The following is a 17,033-nucleotide window of genomic DNA, read 5'->3' as shown; positions in this document are numbered from 1 at the left end:
AATAAAAACAAAAATATTACCTCCAACAACACCACAAATTTTATTAAATTTAATACTTCCCTTTATGAAATAAAGGATAGCTGGAGATTAGCTGCCTAATTTTCAGCTACCCCCCGTTTATTTAAGTACATTTCTTCACAAAGTTGTCCTACTCTTCCTTCATTACGATATAGTTACTATGAGAAGAGCTAATGAGGCAAACGCCACAGCATACATAGTGTCCATAAGAGCACCCCAATCCTCGACCGTTACCTGATGATAGATATAAAGAACCTTGAAACATATCGAAATACCACAAGCACTAAGACTAGTAATGGAAATAGCAATCCAACTCTTATTTTTCTGTTTATTACCTCGCGTTAGATTAACAATAGGAAGTATCCAAGCAATTAGTCCAAGTACGAGACTTCCAAGATTATGTAAATCAAACATATTCTTAACCCCCTCTTTGTTTCTTGTTCAGTAATCCTGCCCTATTTTTTAATACCAATTATTTCAAAATCAGACATTCATCTCAATCTTTTTTGCGTAAAAAAAACGCTTACCTTACTACAGATAAGCGCCCTTCGTGAAGAAGTTTCTAGTAATTAAGATTAAATTACTATATGAGTCTGATCATTAATTTCTACCTTACTTCATCCTAAGTGGTAACCAACCATAGTATTCTATGTTGAGGTCTAAGTATTTTTTCAAGTGAGTCGTTCCGCGTTTATTAGGGCATGAATTCCCCTAGGTAATCCAATATCGTAGCTTATCTTTCATAGGATGTTGGCTTCTTAGCATTTATTTGATTCTTAATCTTTTTCTTCCGGTTGGCAAATATAGCAAACCCTACTTTAGGGTGGAAAAGGTGGAAGGGGGGCCGAATTAAATTCATTACTCTTACTAATCTGAGATAAACTTCCGGATCAAAAGCCGAAAGCTGAAATACTTTTTTGCTATACCACTGTTTAAACGGCTGCATAAGGGGTCTGTTCCCATTAATATCGGGGTGGCGAAATGCCTCTGTAATTGCCATCTCCCATGGTGTTGCAATCAACTTAGAAATTTTCTTGTGAAATGTTTTGGTAAACCCTTTATCGGAATAAGCAAAATATTTAAAATAACTCTGTAACTCTAAGGCTTCCATAGCAGCAACAGATATCCCTTGCCCAAATACCGGATCAAAGCGGCAGTGAGCATCCCCAACAACCAGGAAACCTTCGGGGACATCTGCAAGGTCAAAACGTCGACGAACCTGATAAGGAATCTTATATATTTTTATCTCTGAAACTGGCTCCACTTGTTCTAGAAAATGAAGAACGTCAGTGACGGGTAACCTTTTTGCATAAGCAAAAAATTCCTCATTTGTTTTTGGCGCACGTTCATTGGCGTAACCACTAAAGGTAACAGAGAAGCGATTATCTTCAATCGTTTGAATAAATGCACCGTAAGGGTTTTCAGGAAAACTAGGAGAAATCAGAAGATTACACCAGTCTGGACGGTCTCGATTTTTCAGACGAAAGAGTCTTGTGGCATAAAAAAGTTGAATCCACACCTTTTCTTCCCTAACCTTAATACTGTATGATTTTAGCCACTCTATACTCTTTGAACCAAACCCGCTAGCATCAACAACCATATCTGCAAGAAGGGCTTCTTCTCTTCTTGTCTTCAGAGAACGTACCTGTACTCCAGATATTTTATTACGTTGATGATCTAATATTAGTTGCTCGGCCATTGTTTCGTACCTGGTTGTAATATTGGAAACTTGATCAATATGGTGTTGTAATTGCCACTCTAACATAGGGCGGCTTTGTTGAAGCATAACTAATTCTCCTGGAAACCGTTGTTTCCAGAACCCAAAATGATGCCACTTCAAATCTCTTGTAAAATTATTTACAATACTCCCGTCTTCTTTTAATTGATCAAGAAGGTTTGGAAAGATTTTCTCAATTGCTTCTTCTCCTCCTTTTAATAAGACATGAGGATGATAGCTTTGTGGCACTCTCTTCCTAGGAGCTTTTTCTTTCCATCTTTGACCAGCTTCCACAATGATTACTTGTCGAAAGGTATGTGACAGGGCTTTAGCAACTAGTTTCCCAGCAATGCTTCCTCCGATAACTATTACTTTTTCCATCACGATTCTTCCTCCAATCTCCTATAAGTATCCGATGTCTCTCTAAAAACCCTTCCTCGGCAAACCTTCATTTTAGAGCAAATAAAAACAATCAATTTTGTAAAAAAGATTGATCAAAAGAAATCCACTTTTATTGATTAACTGGTGATTCTTTTTACTCCTGAAAACTGTCCTTTAACTTAATAACAATTATTTCAAATCCCCCAAATTTTAACAAGAAGTTATTCAATTATCTGGCCCTTTAACTAGTATCACATCGTTTTCACCTAAAATATCCCTGACTTGTTTAATTAATGATTGTTTATCCTCGAATGCCTTAGCCTTTCCCGATCCAAGTTTTTTTTGAACTTCTACTGCAATATATTTTGCTAAATCACCATAAGTAAACAAATAATTAAATTTACTTTCGGCAATTTTCAGCCCGATTTCTTTATGATAATCGACTTCTTTTTCACCTAGTTCCAACATATCCCCTAGTATTAATATTTTTCTGTTATACCCTGAAAGATCATCAAATGTTTCAACAGCTGCTTGGACGGAAGTAGGACTGGCATTCCAAGCATCATTAATGATTGTAAATCCTTCATCGGATTTGATTTCTTCCATTCGCATACCTGTTAGTTGAAGCTTCTTTAATCCATTTAATATTTCTTTGTTACTAAGACCTAATTCCTTTGAAACTGAAATTGCTGCTAATGCATTATTTACATTATACTTTCCAATCAAATTTATTGAATAAACGAGGTCATCATCAGAGTTTATTGTAAAATCAATTCTCCCTGAATTCGATTGAACATTTGTCTGATAAATATCATTTTTATTTGTTACGCAAAATGTAGAGTACCTTATTTCTTTGTTCTCGTTATCCTTTAGATTTTTCACTAAGAGTTCTTCATCACCATAGAAAACAAGAAGTCCATTTTTTTTAATTCCAAATTTTATTTCTAGTTTGGCATTCGCTATCTCTTCCCTAGAACCCAGTGTAGCAATATGAGAAGTACCTACCATAGTTATAACCCCAACATCAAGCTGAGCAATCTTTGACAATACTTCTATCTCACCTCTGTTACTCATCCCCAGCTCTAAGACTACTACTTCAGCATCTTCCGAAACTGATAATAACGTTAGAGGTAAAACCATATTCACTATTTAAGTTCCCTTTTGTTTTATGAACTTTAAATTTGGTAGTGAGGATGGAATGGATCATATCTTTCGTAGTTGTTTTTCCATTGCTACCTGTAACACCAATTACTTTAACTGAAAGTTGTTCACGATAACCTCCAGCTAAACTCTGTAGAGCAATCTTAGTGTCATTTACAAAGATAACAGGAATGTCAATAGGTGGATTGGGACGACCTTTTTCCTATAAACAAGCAGATTCTCCTTTTTTATTGCATCTCCAATAAAAGTATGACCCTCTTTTATTCGTACAATTGGGATAAATAATTTTCCCTTGGTACAGGTTCTGGAGTCGATCGAAACACCGTTAATTAAAACATCCTCAAAATTTGACTTTAATTCAATCCCAGAAACCAATCTTTTTATATCATTTAATGTTCTTTTTATCACGGTTTCTACCCCTTTTCACCTTCAGATTACTATCTCATTTGCCCGTCTTCTAGAATTCTGTCCTTTAACTTAATACCAATTATTTCAAATTCACACCTTTAACTCAATGATTAATTTCACAAAAAAGAAGCTTACCTTGTTCCAGGTAAGCGCCCGATTCTTGAATATTATGCATTTATAATAATTACTAACATTCTAAAAGATGAAGTGATCAATTAACCCTTTTAATCCTCAATTTCTTTTCAAAACATCTCCTAAAAAAGGAACCGAGTTTTTTTGCTTCAATTAAAAATAAAGCAGGGAAACCTTTCTTAAGGCTTCCCGCTTATCAAACCGTACGCGTCCTAATTAAGACATTCGGCTCACCCATATGTTTATTGGTAGGACCTAGTAATTTTAAATAAGCCTGACACTGTCCCCTATGCTTCCAACCCAACTCTTACTCAAAAATAATTAGCAGTTCTGCTAGTGATCTAAAACCAATAAGTTTTCGCCATTGTAAGTCAGGGGCAGCAATTGAAAGGTTAGGTAATCGTTGCAGCAGTGTTTGAATCGCAATTTGTGCTTCTATACGCGCCAATGAGGAACCTAAACAAAAATGAATGCCATGTCCAAATGCAAGATGGGGATTTGGATTCCTAGTGATATCGATCTTATTAGCATCAATGAATTTTTTCGCATCTCGATTGGCAGCACCCAGAAGGACATAAACATGCTCACCTTTTTTAATGGCAGTTCCATTTATTTCAATGTCTTCCGATGCAATCCTGGCTGTCATCTGTGTTGGGCTCTCATAGCGTAAAAACTCCTCAACTGCCGTTTCAATAAGAGTTGGTTTCTCCATTAACTTTATTAGTTGCTCAGGGTGGTTCAGTAGGATAAGGATCGAATTGCTAATGAGATTTACCGTTGTCTCATGTCCAGCAATCACAAGTAAAATACATGTTGCCAGCAATTCCTCGTCAGTTAATTTGTCACCCTCCTGCTCCTCCTTAATTAACATGCTGATGAGATCATCTTGAGGGTTATCTTTCCGCTTATTGATCAGATCTCTAAAATAGTCTAGTAATTTTATGGTTGTTTCGTTAGCGTTTGCTAACGCCTGTCTCGATCGAGTAAGATCAATTGTTTGGATTAAGGTTATAGACCATTCTCTAAATTGAAATCGATCTTCTGCTGGCACCCCTAATATTTTGGCTATAATGAGGCTTGCTAACGGAAATGCAAAATCTGAAACAACATCCATTCTTTTCTTATTCTGCACCAGATTAAGTAAGTCATTTGCAACTTCTTTTATATAAGGTCGATAAGCTTCCATAACTCTCGTTGTAAATACTCTACTAACGAGCATACGTAATCGCATATGGTCAGGTTGATTTTTAAAAAGCATCATATCGTTCTGCAGATTTTTAAGGTGCTCATATTTTTTGGATGTTTGAGGCAAAGGGATTCGGTTTTTAAATCTGGTATCTTTAAGAATCGCTATCGCCTCTTCATATCCGGTTACATACCATCCAGGATATTTTAATAGATTCCCCCAATATATAGGATTATCGGAACGCAATCTATCATAAAAGGGATAAGGGTTTCTTATAAACTCAGGAGAAGTAAGTGAAAATGGTATCGTTGGATCTAAATTGTTTGTCATGTCTGCCTCCAAATACAATCACGTTATTTTTGGCTATTTTCTAAGAGATTAGTTTAATTCTTTTCTTTTAATGCTTCTGCAAGTCTATAGGATATAATCGTTTTTCCAACTCCTGTATCTGTTCTGTTACAAAAAAACCTTCATTAAATCATATTCAACTCTTTTCCGATTAAATGAAATGACTCTAACATGTAATCTATTTCTTTTGAACGATGGTCTGCTGTAACTGTTAACCGAATACGGCTTTCCCCTTTTGCTACTGTTGGTGGACGAATAGCTGGAGCGTATATTCCTCTTTCCTGCAGTTTATCAGCAAAAATTACAGCCTTTCTGGCATCTCCAATGATCACAGGAATAATTGGTGTATAGTCACCCTTCACGGTATAACCCATTTCTTCTAAACTAGCTTTTATCTTTTTTACATTTGAAAGCAGTTGTTGTCGCTTTTCTTTACAATGCTCAATTAACTCCAAGGCTGCATACGAAGCGGCACAGCTGGATGGCGGGATCGCTGTTTGAAAGATAAAAGTTCTTGCATGGTTAAGCAGAAAGTTTATTAGCACTTGCGAACCAGCGACAAAACCGCCTTCCGTGCCAATAGCTTTGCTTAAGGTACCGATTACCACATCGGGAAAAACCCCGTAATATTCACTTGTCCCCCTGCCGTTTTCTCCGATAACACCTGTTGCGTGTGCATCATCAACAATAACGAAAGCATGATGTCTTTTAGCAAGTGCCATAATCTTATCAAGAGGTGCAATCGTGCCATCCATACTAAAAACTCCATCTGTTACAATAAAACGTCGCTGATAAGATTCTGTTTCGTACAGCTTTTTTTCAAGATCAGCCATATCGACATGGTTATAAATGACCGTGTCAGCTTTTGATAATCGGCACCCATCAATAATACTCGCATGATTTAATTGATCACTTAAAAGTACGTCCGCCTTTTCAGGTAATGATGACAGTACACCGACATTAGCTAAATAGCCGTTTGAAAATAGAAGGGCCGCTTCCGTTTGCTTAAAGCTTGCGATTCGCTCTTCAAGTTTTTCATGCCACTCAGAATTGCCAGTAGTTAATCTTGAGCCGCTGCTTCCAACACCAAAATCATTAAGTATTTTTTCCGCTGCGCAGATCAATTGTTTGTCATTTGCTAAACCTAAATAATTATTTGATGAAAAGACGATTTGTTTCTGCCCATTAATAGACATTTCCGGTTGAGGAGCAGTATTCATTGTTCGCAGCTTCCGATACAAACTAGCCGCTTTTGTCCTATCTAATCGCTTATCTAACCATTCATCAAAGTTCAACATTTGTTACCTCATCTAATTCTTGTGTCATCCTATTCCTCCCATTGAATGAAAACAGGCTGTTTTTCTAGATAGTGTATGTATGAATCCAGAGCTTCTAAGCAATCAACAAAGAAGATTCGACAGCCTCGTTCATCCCCAAATTCTTTGAGCTTTGTGATACGTTGATAGCCAAGCTTTTTACTTGCTACATAGCCTGTTATATAATCAGGGTCATCTGACCAACATAATTCTGCAATTGTAGCTGGATGATTACTTGCCTTTCCCGCTAGTACAAGTGCCTCCTTTACTTTTGGACTTCGTGGCACTTCGAAGTGGTCAGCCCATTTTTCAAAATTAGCGTCCAACCAGTCCATTCTAGAAACACGCACGCCTTTTTCGTTTCTATCATCAATTCGCTCGCCTAAATGAATATCAAACAATATAGCCCCTCTCATTCCTGAATTTTCAGTGATTAATTTATACGCTTTTTCGATGCTTTTTCTCGGTATCCCCAATTGCTGCAATAGTTTCCTAGCTAATGCTTGCCCTATTTCTGCTGATTCCACTTCATTTGTCTCGATTTTCAAGGGATGAACTAGTTTTATAGGCTCGTTAATACATTCAAACTGAATCTGCATAAAATCCGGTCTTCCTCTTGAATGAGTTAATCCCTTTTTCAATAAAGAATTCACAGCATAATTTATATCGCTAAAGGTGGAAAGCAGTTCTCCGCCAGATATGTGGTTTCCACCTTGTTCATGAGAGCCATCCTTAGCAGCTCTCATTCTAACGCTGTAATACTTTCCCCCTTGCATCCTTTTATCCTCCTGTATCGTCTTATAAATGTTAACCTATCAAAACATTTAGTTAACATAAATATTAAGATTCTTAATCCAATCTGTCAATATTGTTAATAAAATTAGGTGAAACCCCTAATGGCTTTGATTTTTCTCGTTGTTTGAAATTAGCTCAATAAGCCTTCCTCTATTAAATGGCCCGATACAGGAAAAGGACGTGTTCTTCAATAAACGCGCCCGATTGTTTAAGATCGATATTTAAGGAAAGCACCCCGTTAATTAAAAATTAAATATAAAATATTATCTTATGCTTTTAATATTATATATTTATAAGTAATCAGGAAGGTGATATTTCTACATCTCTAATTAGAATGCGTACTTATAGAGACCAAAATATAATGGTCCGAGTAAAAGTACAAATAATACAGCAATAATAATGTATTTGACTAGAGTTGAAACATCCTTGAACTCCTCCCCATAGTCAGCTAGAAAGAAACTGTAGATTAGGTCCCAAAATAAAGCCCCAAAAAACACGATCTTCCATAAAGAAGTATTAATTATTTGAATATTTGTTACGTAACCGAAAAGACCAATCCAAGTGATAATCGAGATTACAAAATCTAATTTTGCTGGAATAGTCTTATATTTACCTTTAATCAGATATCCAATAACAACAGCACCAAGTATCCCTAAATAAATTGTCCATAACATATTAAGAAACATAATCCATTTCCTCTTTCCTCTGTTTCACCCGAATCATTAAATCAAGGTCAATCCCAATTTGTTTACAAAATTATAATCCTTTTGATTAATTTTGAATATAGGGGTTCATTTCCTCTACAAAATTTGTATAAGACTGATCTTGAAAAAGCACAACTCATTGTGAAATGCGCCCATTTGAGGAAGATCAAAGGCTGTTAAAGCATGCTTGCATATGGCATTAGTTAAAGAAGGAATGTAATAAAATGCTTACTGAATAGAAGTTATCAGGTTTTGATATAATAAATGAATCATATTTAAAATGGTTTTAGTAATTAATCATGGGATTAGTTCATTAGAAGTAATCATTACTTTAAGTAAGGAATGAAAAAATGAGTTACGACATTAGCATATGGTCTGTAAATAAAACTACTTTTGAAAATGAAATCTTTAACCAAGAAAATATTAAACGGCAGAATGAGGGAATCATATTTGAAGGTCCAAATTTTCAGATTATGATTGGTAACTCTCTAGAAGTAATGGAAGAAGATATACCAGAAGAAGTAGTTAGCAAACTTCCAGGCATTAAGTATTTTACAGAAATTATTTTAGAACCATTAGGTGCACCAAAACGAGCGTTTCAGATACTTAAGAAAATTTCTAAAATCCTTGCTCAATCATCACATGGAATTATTTTTGATGAACGAGGAACAATTTCTTCCCCAACTGGCGTGAAAAGGCTAGAAACCATCAAAGTAAAAGACGATCCGGATTGTCTCCAAATGACATGGTGGTTCATGAAAGACCACAATTTTATAAAAGATGGCTTTAAAGCATTTTTAGAATTTATTGAATCAACATTGCCTGAAGCATTACCTAGAAGATATGGAATTTATGAGCCGCCACAATTTATATTGGCCGAAAAAGGAAAAGAACATTTTATTCAGTTTGTATCCGAGCATATACATGAAGTCATTGTTTGGTATCCCAGCAAACCATTTACTTATATTTCGATTCAAATCCCACCTAAAATAGGTGCCACACGTGAAGGTTTTAGGGCTTCATATATCACTGTGGAGTTTTTGGAGGAAGTGATGAACCAGCCTGGATGGCCTACGGAATTAAAGCGATTTTGGTTAAAAGCTTCAGACCAATTACAACCGTTTTATGGTGAAATGAGAAAGGCAAAGTTTTCTATAGGTGATACTTGGTGGAGAGGCTTTCCAAAAAAATTGGGGAATGCTGCAGTTATAGGAAAGCCTTATATTGATTTATGGCCGGAATTTACTAAAGAAGCCAAACAAACTGATAGTGGTCTTTTTTATATTGAAAACATAAAACAGGATTATCAGGATCTCCATTCAATTATTGCAGATGTGCCAGAGGATCTTGTAAAACTGAAGACTAAGAAGAAACACTCAAGAAATTGGCCTTTTGGACCATTCTTAAAATATAGTAAATAACTTTAGTTTTACAAGACACAAAATTTAATCCTTCCTGAACAAACCTGCTCTTAGCATAAGTAATTTTTCTAATAAGTATTAAGTATTCGTGGAATCGTTATTCAAACAATTTGGCCCTTTAAAGCAAAAAAGCGCAATATCTACTACTACAGGAAAGCGCCCTATTCTGGAATAAGCGTAATTTATAATTCAAATCGTTCCTTAATCATTTTGGCTACCACTTCAGCTTCCAAATTTTCATTATTAATTCTCATATAATTTTCCTTATCGATTTCTCCTCTTTCAGAGTTCAATCTAAGGCTATCCATGGTGCTTAATAAATTTTGTTCAGACTGTTCAATATTTCTTTTTGTTGGCTTTTGTTCAAGTCTATATGGTGTTCTATTCCGTTTTAGTCTTTCTTCGGTCCCAGCTTCCAACTCAACAAAATATATTTCAGCCCCTTTAGAGCTGAAGATGCTGCACATTTTTTCAACATTTCCCCAGTCCTCTTTTTGGTTGAAAGCCCATACAAAAGTAAAAATCATTCCATACTTATCACTTGATGCAAAGGAATTAAAAATTTCTTCACGAAATAAGCTGGATAATTTCCACATTTCAGGACTAAATCCGAAAAATGGCTCAAGTAAATCAATTGTCATATGATTATGAAATAGCTTTAAATCAGTAATTTTTGCTAGCTCATTTCCAACTGTCATTTTACCAACTGCTTGTGGTCCAAATATTAATACAAACTTCATAATCTATCCTCCTACTATTTCCGAAATTTTTCTCGGCAAATACTATTTTAAAGGATTATTCCATAATCCTTCCCTTAAGCTTAATAACAATTAGTTCAAATTTCCATATTTTTCACAATACTTCACTCCAGAAAATGGCCCGATACAGGAAAAGGACGCGTTCTTCAATAAACGCGCCTAGATCATTATGTAAGATAAAGGATCCACAGATGATAAAGAAAAGGATCCTTTAGTTGAAGAAAGAATTTTCTTTTTAACAATAAGGTAATTATTTATTTCTAAGCCGTTAAGGCATTTCGTTACTTTTCTCTTTGGTCAACTTTTATTTATATTTCTAAAAACTAACTAAACTCCAAACTGTTTTAAATGATGGTCAAGGTGCTTATATATTCCTTTTCCCCATTGCTCGGAAGTAAGTTTACCGAAAAAAGGATGTGGATGAGTCGTATACTTCTCTGGACCATTATTTTGGAAAGTTATAATTTTTTGTTTCAGTTTTTCCTTCTCTGTTTCAAATTCTTTTTCATCTACAATCAAAATGGTCGGAATTGTGGACATATTTTGGGCTAATGGCTTGTCGTTATAAAAAATTGGTTTCACAAAGTTTCCTATTAATATTCCTAACCAACCTCTTGCTGGAAAAGAGTGTCCCATTGCAATGTCTTGAAAGGATGAGCAATGTGCTAGCATTTGGGCAACATCCATTTTACCCCATTGAGGTTTTGAATTTGGACTTAATTTGTCAATACGGTCTAAAATTTCCTCTGAATGCAATTGATTAAAAATATTTTTCATTTGTGCATCTCCCTTTACCAATCTACCTCTACATCACCACAAAATCCATTTATTCTGTTCTGCTTCTTTAGATAGCAATTTCTCCAAAATCTCAAAACAATAATAACATAATAATCCAATTTCGTTCGAAAATCTTATTTCATTAAATGGCCCTTTAATGAAATAAGGGTTAGTTATGGCTTTTTTCAATGTTGTTAATACTTTTGTGCCATTTTACAAGGTTGTAATCAATTTTGTGTTAAAAAAAATGACACAAAAGTCCAGATTGGTTACTATAAAAGATAGTAATACCAACAGGTTTTGTGTCAGGACTTTTGTGTCGCTTGTCATTCTCATAATAAACATTATCAGGAACTAACTTCCTGATAATAACCTGGACCGTCAGGATAACCTCCTGTACCGGCCAGATAACTCCTAGGGTCGGGATATAAGGGTTAGGAGCGTCCTTATAACTTTATTCTAAGGAGGTTGTTACACGATGCAATACCCGCAAGCTATGGATGAATTTTTATTGTATTTAGAAGTCGAACAAAATTACTCACCTAAAACCATTCGTTCCTATGAGTATGGTTTAACCGTGTTTGGTCAGTTTCTAGAAAAACACAAGCGTTCTACACATTTGTGTGAAAGAACGATTGATCTCTCATGACTTTACAGCTGGGATTGAAGCACCAAAATCCGATTCTAAGCTTCCGGTTTACATGAATTTAGAAGAAGTCAGACAACTGTTTGCTTATGTAGAACGAGATATTCATCCTCTTGCTCTTCGTAATCAAGTTATGATCAAACTATTGGCTACAACAGGCATGAGACGACAAGAAATCGTGGATTTAAACAGCTCGATTTCTATAATGAAACCATCAGGGATCTATGGGAAAGGAAAGAAAGAACGCCTCCTCCCCCTTCACTCCATGATGGTTCCGTTATTAAAAGAGTACAAAGCATCTTTAGAACCGTATCAAGTACACTCTGAAGAAGCGATTTTCATAACTAAAAACAGGAAGAAACTCAATCCACGTGGATTGCATGTCATTTTTAAACGTGTATTAAAAGAAGCAAGTCTTCCCCCTCACCTTTTTTCGCTGCATCATTTACGCCATACGTTTGCGACGTTATTATTGCAACAAGGGAACATTCAAACGAAAGATGAGCATGGGAATCCATCTTCTATATCTAAAGAAAAAGTGGATCTGAGGACCCTACAGGAACTCCTTGGGCATGAGTCACTTGCCACCACTCAGGTGTATACACATATGATTTTGAATCCAAAAAGAAAGCGATTGATTCTTTCCGTTTTGAATGCACGTCGGTCACAATACATCTTCTTCATCCAGGTGAATACGACCGTCATGATCCACGTAAGGAGTCAGGTGAAAGATCAAGTGTATAGCTGTTTTGGAAATTTTTAAGTTCTTCAGAGCACAATCGCTGATTAAATCTATATCTAATTTGGCTCTAGCTGAAATTCATCATTATCCTCCAAACATTATTAGTTGTAAGATTATTACCTATGGAAACAAAGAAAACAATTACTTCCCCTAATTCAAATAGAATCACTATTAAAAGTTTTGTCTTTCCAATTTGTAAATCCATTACTTAAAGAATACTTATCAAATAAATCTGGTATATAATCCTTTAGTATTAAGTTAAAATATTCACTTCTTCCACCACCCTCTGTACTCTCTTGCAATAAACAACTCCTTTACTATATAGAATAACGTATTCCTTCTCTTTGTGGCCGAATATTCAACATGCCTACAGTTGTAGATACCCAAAAAACGAAAATACCGGATTGGATTTCTCCTTATCCTTAGAATTTAATATTTTAAGAATAATAACTCATCCTATGGTAATAATAAGAACTACTAAATTTGTTTTCCATTGATTACAACTGTGGTAGCCAATTTCACTAAATTTAAAGTGAGGTACATAATTTGAAGAAAAAATTATTAACATTTATTATAACTTTGGCATTATGGTTTGTTTTTGCAGGCCGCGTTAATATCGAGGTATTTTTGTTGGGTACTATAATTTGTTCTATTATATCGCTTATGTTAGCAGATAACGTCCATAGATCAGTACAAATGAAATATGGGACGAAAGAATTTTTTTTAAAAATATATTACATATTTTTGGTGATCAGTGCTTTTATCTATGATGTATTTTTATCTGCAGTCAAAGTATCCAGACATGCATTTGAAATTAAACCATCATTTTCTCCCCGAATCGTTAGCATAAAAACATCTCTTAAAAATTCAAACAGTATTGCAATTTTAGCCAATTTTATTACATTCACTCAAGGGTCTCTGGCTATGGATTTCGATCATATAAATAAACATTATGTTATTCACTGGATCGATGTTCACAGTGACGATGAAGAAGAAAGAAAGAAAGCACGTATTCGTAAGCATCATAATTTGATTGCGAAAATAGTTGATTAATTCAGCTTTTTGAACATCCTCTTTTAAGTACCTGATTATTTTATGTTTTTTTATTCAATGTGGAGTGTGATAGTAGTGCTCTATTTAATACTTGCAATTGTTTTATCTGCTTTTTTAACTTTTTATAGAGTCATTAAAGGTCCCAGTCTGCCTGATAGACTAGTTGCTATGAATTGTATAGGTGTCATGTTTTTACTAGTTTTAGTTTTATTAAGTTATTATTTTGAAAGAAAAATTTTTATTGATGTGGCTTTAGTTTATGGGGTTTTCTTATTTATCAATGTTTTAATTATGGCTAAATATTTAAGAAAACCATGGAAAGGTGGAGTTGGTGATTGATTTCATTCATAGTGTAAGACAATTATTTGTTTTTGTATTTTTTATAACAGGTATTTATTTTTTGTTAAGTACTGTTGTGGGATTGATTCGTTTTCCTAATTTGTATACCCGATTACATGCTGGATCTAAATGCCTGATGGCCGGAGGTATTTCAGTTTTCATGGGATGTATCGTACTCGAAGGCATTAGTTTTGTTTCTTTAAAACTAATTGTCATCATGATTTTTTTATTCATCACGAATCCGATAGCAATTCATGTCATCGCCAGTTCTGATAATAATTATAATCTTATACCCAAAACATTTACAAAAAAAGATTTCGATAAGTGATTGGAGGTAAAGTCGTGATAGATATCATATTTTATCTGTTATTACTATTTTTAATAATTACCGCATTTTTTATGGTATTTACTAAAGATCTATCAAATTCCGTAATTACTCTCCCCCTATTCGGTGCAATTCTAGTAATTATTTTTATCATACTCCAAGCTCCGGGTGTTGCTCTCGCTGGAGCAATAATGACTACTGGCTTAACGACTGCTTTTTTTGTAATTACAATAAATAAAACGGAGTATTGACGAAATGAGTAGACTAAATGAAAGGTTTAAAAAGCTTTATAAAATAGGCCTTGTTATAACGTTCGCTATTTTCTTATTATTCTTATTTTATGAAATACATAATCTTGATAGCGATCGTAAAAGATATTTATCTGAACACTATATTTCTGAAGGGGTACAGGAAACCGGGGCGACAAATTTAGTTGCATCTGTCCTATATGATTACCGAGCTTTTGATACTTTGGGTGAAGCAACGGTGATTTTAACTGCTGCTACTATTTTAGCTTTTCTGGTTCCTATAAGTAAAGCAGCAATGCTTGGTACAACATTTAAAAGTATTGTTAATCATACGGTAAAATTGATTATCCCATTTTTAGCCGTTTTAGGAGCGTACTTAATATTATTTGGTCATCTTAGTCCAGGCGGTGGTTTTGTTGGAGGAGTTGTTCTGTCTATCATTCCCATTCTGCTGACAATAACCTATAGTGTTGAATTCTCTGAATATATATTCAAACCCGCCCCAAAAAAGTTAGTTGAAGATATAGGAGCTATAGGTATTGTTTTACTGGGATTACTAGGCGTATTCACTGGAAGCAATTTTCTTGCCAGCGGACAAGCCCATTTCGGAACGGGAAATGCCGGAGAAGTGTTTAGTGCCGGGTTAATACCTTACATCAATTTAATGATTGGGTTAAAAGTAGGGACTGGTCTGGCCATCATTTTTAATAGTTTGATTAAGGAGAAATAATAGTGGAAATACCATATGTTGTCGTAATCATTTTGTTCTGTCTAGGAATGTATACGATCATTACCAAAAAAAATTTAATAAAAATTGTTATTGGATTTACTATTGTAGAATCTTCTTTGATTTTGTTATTAATGCTCGTAGGTTATAAACCGGATGGAACTGCTCCTATTTTAGACAAAGGATATGAAATAGTAGTCGATCCTATCCCTCAGGCACTGGCCCTAACTACCATCGTTATCGGGGGAAGTGTTACAGCTGTCATGCTGGCGGTGGTGATTAAGATACATAAAAGATATAGAACGTTAAACATTGATGAGATTCGAAAATTGAGAGGATAATTTTTATTTTTGGGAGGTTAATAATGGAAGCGGCTGTCTGGGTTATCATTTTACCTTTATTAACCGCATTTTTTCTTGGTATTTCAAAGTTATATTTTAAAAAGATTTTTTTCCCTCTGGTAACCGGTAGTGCGATCATTTATCTTTATTTATTAATTTTAGTTATTACTAATAGTTATCCCCCAAAAGTTTACAGTATTGGTGATTGGGGGCTTTTGGGAATAATTTTAATGGTGGATCCTTTTTCCGCCATGTTTTTGTTAATGATAGCGATATTATTTTTACCTTTTATTATTTTTTCCATGAAATATAATAAATTTATTAAACATGACTATTTTATTTTTGCATATTTAATGGTAGCCGGTATTTCAGGAATGGTTCTTACTGCTGATTTATTCAATCTTTATGTATTTCTGGAAGTGAGTTCTCTGAGTTCTTGCGCTCTGTCATTGCAAAAAAAGACTGATAGAGGAATAGAAGGTACTTTTAAGTATTTGATAATGTCTACGTTGGGGAGCTTTTTTATTTTACTGGCTACAATTTTAACTTATTATTTAACTGGAACTCTAAATATGGCTGAAATTCCCCTAGCATTTGAAGATATCCCCTTTAAGATTAAAAGTACAATTATGGCCTTTTTTGTTTTTGGCTATGCAATAAAGATCGGGTTAATTCCTCTGCATGCTTGGCTACCTGATGCTTATGAAGATTCCCCAATCCCTTACAATGTTTTATCTTCGGGTTTGGTGATGAAATCTGCTGTATATGCATTAATAAGAGTATTATATATAATGTTTGGCATTGATTTTCTGGATGAAAGTGGAATGTTAAATATTGTAGTTTTCTGGGGAGTCATTACTTTTATTATTGCTCATTGTTTAGCCTATCAGCAATCAAATTTAAACCGGCTGCTTGCATATTCCAGTATTGCCCAAATAGCGTATATCATGATCGGATTATTTGTGGGAACTGAAGCAGGCTTAATTGCTGGAAGTTTTCATATTATAAATCATGCCATAATGAAAGGGACCTTATTTTTAGTTGTAGGAATTTTTAATTATAGTTTAACCGCTGTTGAAATAGAAGATATTAAAGGGCTAGGTTATAAATTCCCCATACTCTCATTTATTTTTATGGTTGCTTCCCTTGCTATAGTGGGCCTGCCTCCCTTCAATGGATTTATGAGTAAATGGCTTATTGTTGAAGCAGCTCTAGAAGCTGGCTTTGTTTATGCTGCCTTTTTTATTCTGGTGGGAACGTTTTTATCTTTAACGTATTATTTAAAAGTAATTGTTAAATTATATACAAAAAACGAAGAAGAACTATTAATAGCAGAACCAGGTCTATCTTTAAAATTACCGACTATCTTTCTAGGTAGTTTATGTATTGTATTTGGTATAGTACCTTCATTACCTTTAAGTCTAATTAATAAAATTCCGAAATTTTTACTGGATAATGGGGAATACATAAGAATATTACTAGGGGGTTGA

Annotated in this window: 21 protein-coding genes; 10 read left to right on the top strand and 11 right to left on the bottom strand. The window is 34.6% G+C overall.

Annotation, left to right across the window (positions count from 1 at the left end):
* Positions 1-162 precede the first annotated feature (162 nt).
* From AC6CIB_RS02985 to AC6CIB_RS02950, 8 genes are all read right to left on the bottom strand, one after another.
* Complete coding sequence (locus AC6CIB_RS02985) at positions 163-432, bottom strand: hypothetical protein (RefSeq protein ID WP_498277922.1); 270 nt, start codon at positions 430-432, stop codon at positions 163-165.
* Positions 433-751: 319 nt separating this feature from the next.
* Positions 752-2,119 carry an NAD(P)/FAD-dependent oxidoreductase gene (locus AC6CIB_RS02980; RefSeq protein ID WP_498277921.1) on the bottom strand — a complete coding sequence of 456 codons (1,368 nt, stop codon included), beginning with the start codon at positions 2,117-2,119 and terminating at the stop codon, positions 752-754.
* 222 nt (positions 2,120-2,341) lie between these two features.
* A complete protein-coding gene (locus AC6CIB_RS02975) occupies positions 2,342-3,256 on the bottom strand; it encodes a UDP-N-acetylmuramoyl-tripeptide--D-alanyl-D-alanine ligase (protein ID WP_498278632.1) in 915 nt (304 codons plus the stop codon).
* Positions 3,213-3,323: a hypothetical protein gene (locus AC6CIB_RS02970; RefSeq protein ID WP_498277920.1), complete on the bottom strand. Its 111-nt coding sequence runs from the start codon at positions 3,321-3,323 to the stop codon at positions 3,213-3,215. The genes AC6CIB_RS02975 and AC6CIB_RS02970 overlap by 44 nt, the downstream gene beginning before the upstream one ends.
* An 801-nt stretch (positions 3,324-4,124) precedes the next feature.
* The gene (locus tag AC6CIB_RS02965) at positions 4,125-5,333 is read right to left on the bottom strand and encodes a cytochrome P450 (RefSeq protein WP_498277919.1); all 1,209 of its coding nucleotides are present in this window, start codon (positions 5,331-5,333) and stop codon (positions 4,125-4,127) included.
* A 143-nt stretch (positions 5,334-5,476) separates the two neighbouring features.
* Positions 5,477-6,646 carry an 8-amino-7-oxononanoate synthase gene (gene bioF, locus AC6CIB_RS02960; RefSeq protein ID WP_498278630.1) on the bottom strand — a complete coding sequence of 390 codons (1,170 nt, stop codon included), beginning with the start codon at positions 6,644-6,646 and terminating at the stop codon, positions 5,477-5,479.
* A gap of 32 nt (positions 6,647-6,678) precedes the next feature.
* Positions 6,679-7,443: a 6-carboxyhexanoate--CoA ligase gene (gene bioW / locus AC6CIB_RS02955; RefSeq protein WP_498277918.1), complete on the bottom strand. Its 765-nt coding sequence runs from the start codon at positions 7,441-7,443 to the stop codon at positions 6,679-6,681.
* A gap of 348 nt (positions 7,444-7,791) precedes the next feature.
* A complete protein-coding gene (locus AC6CIB_RS02950; RefSeq protein WP_498277916.1) occupies positions 7,792-8,148 on the bottom strand; it encodes a hypothetical protein in 357 nt (118 codons plus the stop codon).
* Positions 8,149-8,516: 368 nt separating this feature from the next.
* Here AC6CIB_RS02950 and AC6CIB_RS02945 point away from each other — a divergent pair, with 368 nt between their 5' ends.
* Positions 8,517-9,587 carry a hypothetical protein gene (locus tag AC6CIB_RS02945; protein ID WP_498277915.1) on the top strand — a complete coding sequence of 357 codons (1,071 nt, stop codon included), beginning with the start codon at positions 8,517-8,519 and terminating at the stop codon, positions 9,585-9,587.
* Between the two features lie 182 nt (positions 9,588-9,769).
* On the opposite strand, the gene AC6CIB_RS02940 is transcribed toward AC6CIB_RS02945, so the two are convergent.
* Both AC6CIB_RS02940 and AC6CIB_RS02935 read right to left on the bottom strand, forming a co-directional pair.
* Positions 9,770-10,327 carry a DEAD/DEAH box helicase family protein gene (locus AC6CIB_RS02940; RefSeq protein WP_498277914.1) on the bottom strand — a complete coding sequence of 186 codons (558 nt, stop codon included), beginning with the start codon at positions 10,325-10,327 and terminating at the stop codon, positions 9,770-9,772.
* 345 nt (positions 10,328-10,672) lie between these two features.
* Entirely contained in the window at positions 10,673-11,122 is a 450-nt protein-coding gene (locus tag AC6CIB_RS02935; RefSeq protein ID WP_498277913.1) for a DUF1569 domain-containing protein, read from the bottom strand.
* A gap of 478 nt (positions 11,123-11,600) precedes the next feature.
* Here AC6CIB_RS02935 and AC6CIB_RS02930 point away from each other — a divergent pair, with 478 nt between their 5' ends.
* Both AC6CIB_RS02930 and AC6CIB_RS02925 read left to right on the top strand, forming a co-directional pair.
* On the top strand, positions 11,601-11,771 hold the full coding sequence (locus AC6CIB_RS02930) for a site-specific integrase (protein WP_498277912.1): 171 nt from the start codon (positions 11,601-11,603) through the stop codon (positions 11,769-11,771).
* Positions 11,758-12,531: a tyrosine-type recombinase/integrase gene (locus AC6CIB_RS02925; protein ID WP_498277911.1), complete on the top strand. Its 774-nt coding sequence runs from the start codon at positions 11,758-11,760 to the stop codon at positions 12,529-12,531. Before AC6CIB_RS02930 ends, AC6CIB_RS02925 begins: the two co-directional genes overlap by 14 nt.
* 134 nt (positions 12,532-12,665) lie before the next feature.
* Here the strand turns inward: AC6CIB_RS02925 and AC6CIB_RS02920 are convergent, their stop codons facing one another.
* Entirely contained in the window at positions 12,666-12,812 is a 147-nt protein-coding gene (locus tag AC6CIB_RS02920) for a hypothetical protein (protein WP_498277909.1), read from the bottom strand.
* A 244-nt stretch (positions 12,813-13,056) separates the two neighbouring features.
* Here AC6CIB_RS02920 and AC6CIB_RS02915 point away from each other — a divergent pair, with 244 nt between their 5' ends.
* The 7 genes from AC6CIB_RS02915 to AC6CIB_RS02885 all read left to right on the top strand — a co-directional run bounded on the left by AC6CIB_RS02915 (position 13,057) and on the right by AC6CIB_RS02885 (position 17,033).
* Positions 13,057-13,563, top strand: a complete 507-nt coding sequence (locus tag AC6CIB_RS02915; RefSeq protein ID WP_498277908.1) for a Na+/H+ antiporter subunit E — start codon at positions 13,057-13,059, stop codon at positions 13,561-13,563.
* A gap of 75 nt (positions 13,564-13,638) precedes the next feature.
* On the top strand, positions 13,639-13,902 hold the full coding sequence (locus tag AC6CIB_RS02910; protein ID WP_498277907.1) for an MrpF/PhaF family protein: 264 nt from the start codon (positions 13,639-13,641) through the stop codon (positions 13,900-13,902).
* Positions 13,895-14,230, top strand: coding sequence for a monovalent cation/H(+) antiporter subunit G (gene mnhG / locus AC6CIB_RS02905; RefSeq protein WP_498277905.1), 336 nt, complete (start codon positions 13,895-13,897; stop codon positions 14,228-14,230). The genes AC6CIB_RS02910 and mnhG overlap by 8 nt, the downstream gene beginning before the upstream one ends.
* Positions 14,231-14,244: 14 nt before the next feature.
* The gene (locus tag AC6CIB_RS02900) at positions 14,245-14,478 is read left to right on the top strand and encodes a Na(+)/H(+) antiporter subunit B (protein ID WP_498277904.1); all 234 of its coding nucleotides are present in this window, start codon (positions 14,245-14,247) and stop codon (positions 14,476-14,478) included.
* A gap of 4 nt (positions 14,479-14,482) precedes the next feature.
* On the top strand, positions 14,483-15,205 hold the full coding sequence (mbhE, locus tag AC6CIB_RS02895; protein ID WP_498277903.1) for a hydrogen gas-evolving membrane-bound hydrogenase subunit E: 723 nt from the start codon (positions 14,483-14,485) through the stop codon (positions 15,203-15,205).
* A 2-nt stretch (positions 15,206-15,207) separates the two neighbouring features.
* On the top strand, positions 15,208-15,543 hold the full coding sequence (locus AC6CIB_RS02890; RefSeq protein ID WP_226037511.1) for a sodium:proton antiporter: 336 nt from the start codon (positions 15,208-15,210) through the stop codon (positions 15,541-15,543).
* A 23-nt stretch (positions 15,544-15,566) separates the two neighbouring features.
* On the top strand, positions 15,567-17,033 hold the full coding sequence (locus AC6CIB_RS02885; RefSeq protein ID WP_498277901.1) for a complex I subunit 5 family protein: 1,467 nt from the start codon (positions 15,567-15,569) through the stop codon (positions 17,031-17,033).

The organism is Rossellomorea sp. GQ25, assembly GCF_059758515.1.
Note: the sequence above shows the minus strand (reverse complement) of the source record. Positions and strands in the feature narration are given on the sequence as shown.

Excerpts from the sequence above, each read along its gene's own strand:
- AC6CIB_RS02985 (WP_498277922.1), bottom strand. The coding sequence starts at position 432 with ATGTTTGATTTACATAATCTTGGAAGTCTCGTACTTGGACTAATTGCT.
- AC6CIB_RS02975 (WP_498278632.1), bottom strand. The coding sequence starts at position 3,256 with ATGGTTTTACCTCTAACGTTATTATCAGTTTCGGAAGATGCTGAAGTA.
- AC6CIB_RS02970 (WP_498277920.1), bottom strand. The coding sequence starts at position 3,323 with ATGATCCATTCCATCCTCACTACCAAATTTAAAGTTCATAAAACAAAA.
- AC6CIB_RS02965 (WP_498277919.1), bottom strand. The coding sequence starts at position 5,333 with ATGACAAACAATTTAGATCCAACGATACCATTTTCACTTACTTCTCCT.
- bioW (WP_498277918.1), bottom strand. The coding sequence starts at position 7,443 with ATGCAAGGGGGAAAGTATTACAGCGTTAGAATGAGAGCTGCTAAGGAT.
- AC6CIB_RS02950 (WP_498277916.1), bottom strand. The coding sequence starts at position 8,148 with ATGTTTCTTAATATGTTATGGACAATTTATTTAGGGATACTTGGTGCT.
- AC6CIB_RS02945 (WP_498277915.1), top strand. The coding sequence starts at position 8,517 with ATGAGTTACGACATTAGCATATGGTCTGTAAATAAAACTACTTTTGAA.
- AC6CIB_RS02940 (WP_498277914.1), bottom strand. The coding sequence starts at position 10,327 with ATGAAGTTTGTATTAATATTTGGACCACAAGCAGTTGGTAAAATGACA.
- AC6CIB_RS02935 (WP_498277913.1), bottom strand. The coding sequence starts at position 11,122 with ATGAAAAATATTTTTAATCAATTGCATTCAGAGGAAATTTTAGACCGT.
- AC6CIB_RS02930 (WP_498277912.1), top strand. The coding sequence starts at position 11,601 with ATGCAATACCCGCAAGCTATGGATGAATTTTTATTGTATTTAGAAGTC.
- mbhE (WP_498277903.1), top strand. The coding sequence starts at position 14,483 with ATGAGTAGACTAAATGAAAGGTTTAAAAAGCTTTATAAAATAGGCCTT.
- AC6CIB_RS02885 (WP_498277901.1), top strand. The coding sequence starts at position 15,567 with ATGGAAGCGGCTGTCTGGGTTATCATTTTACCTTTATTAACCGCATTT.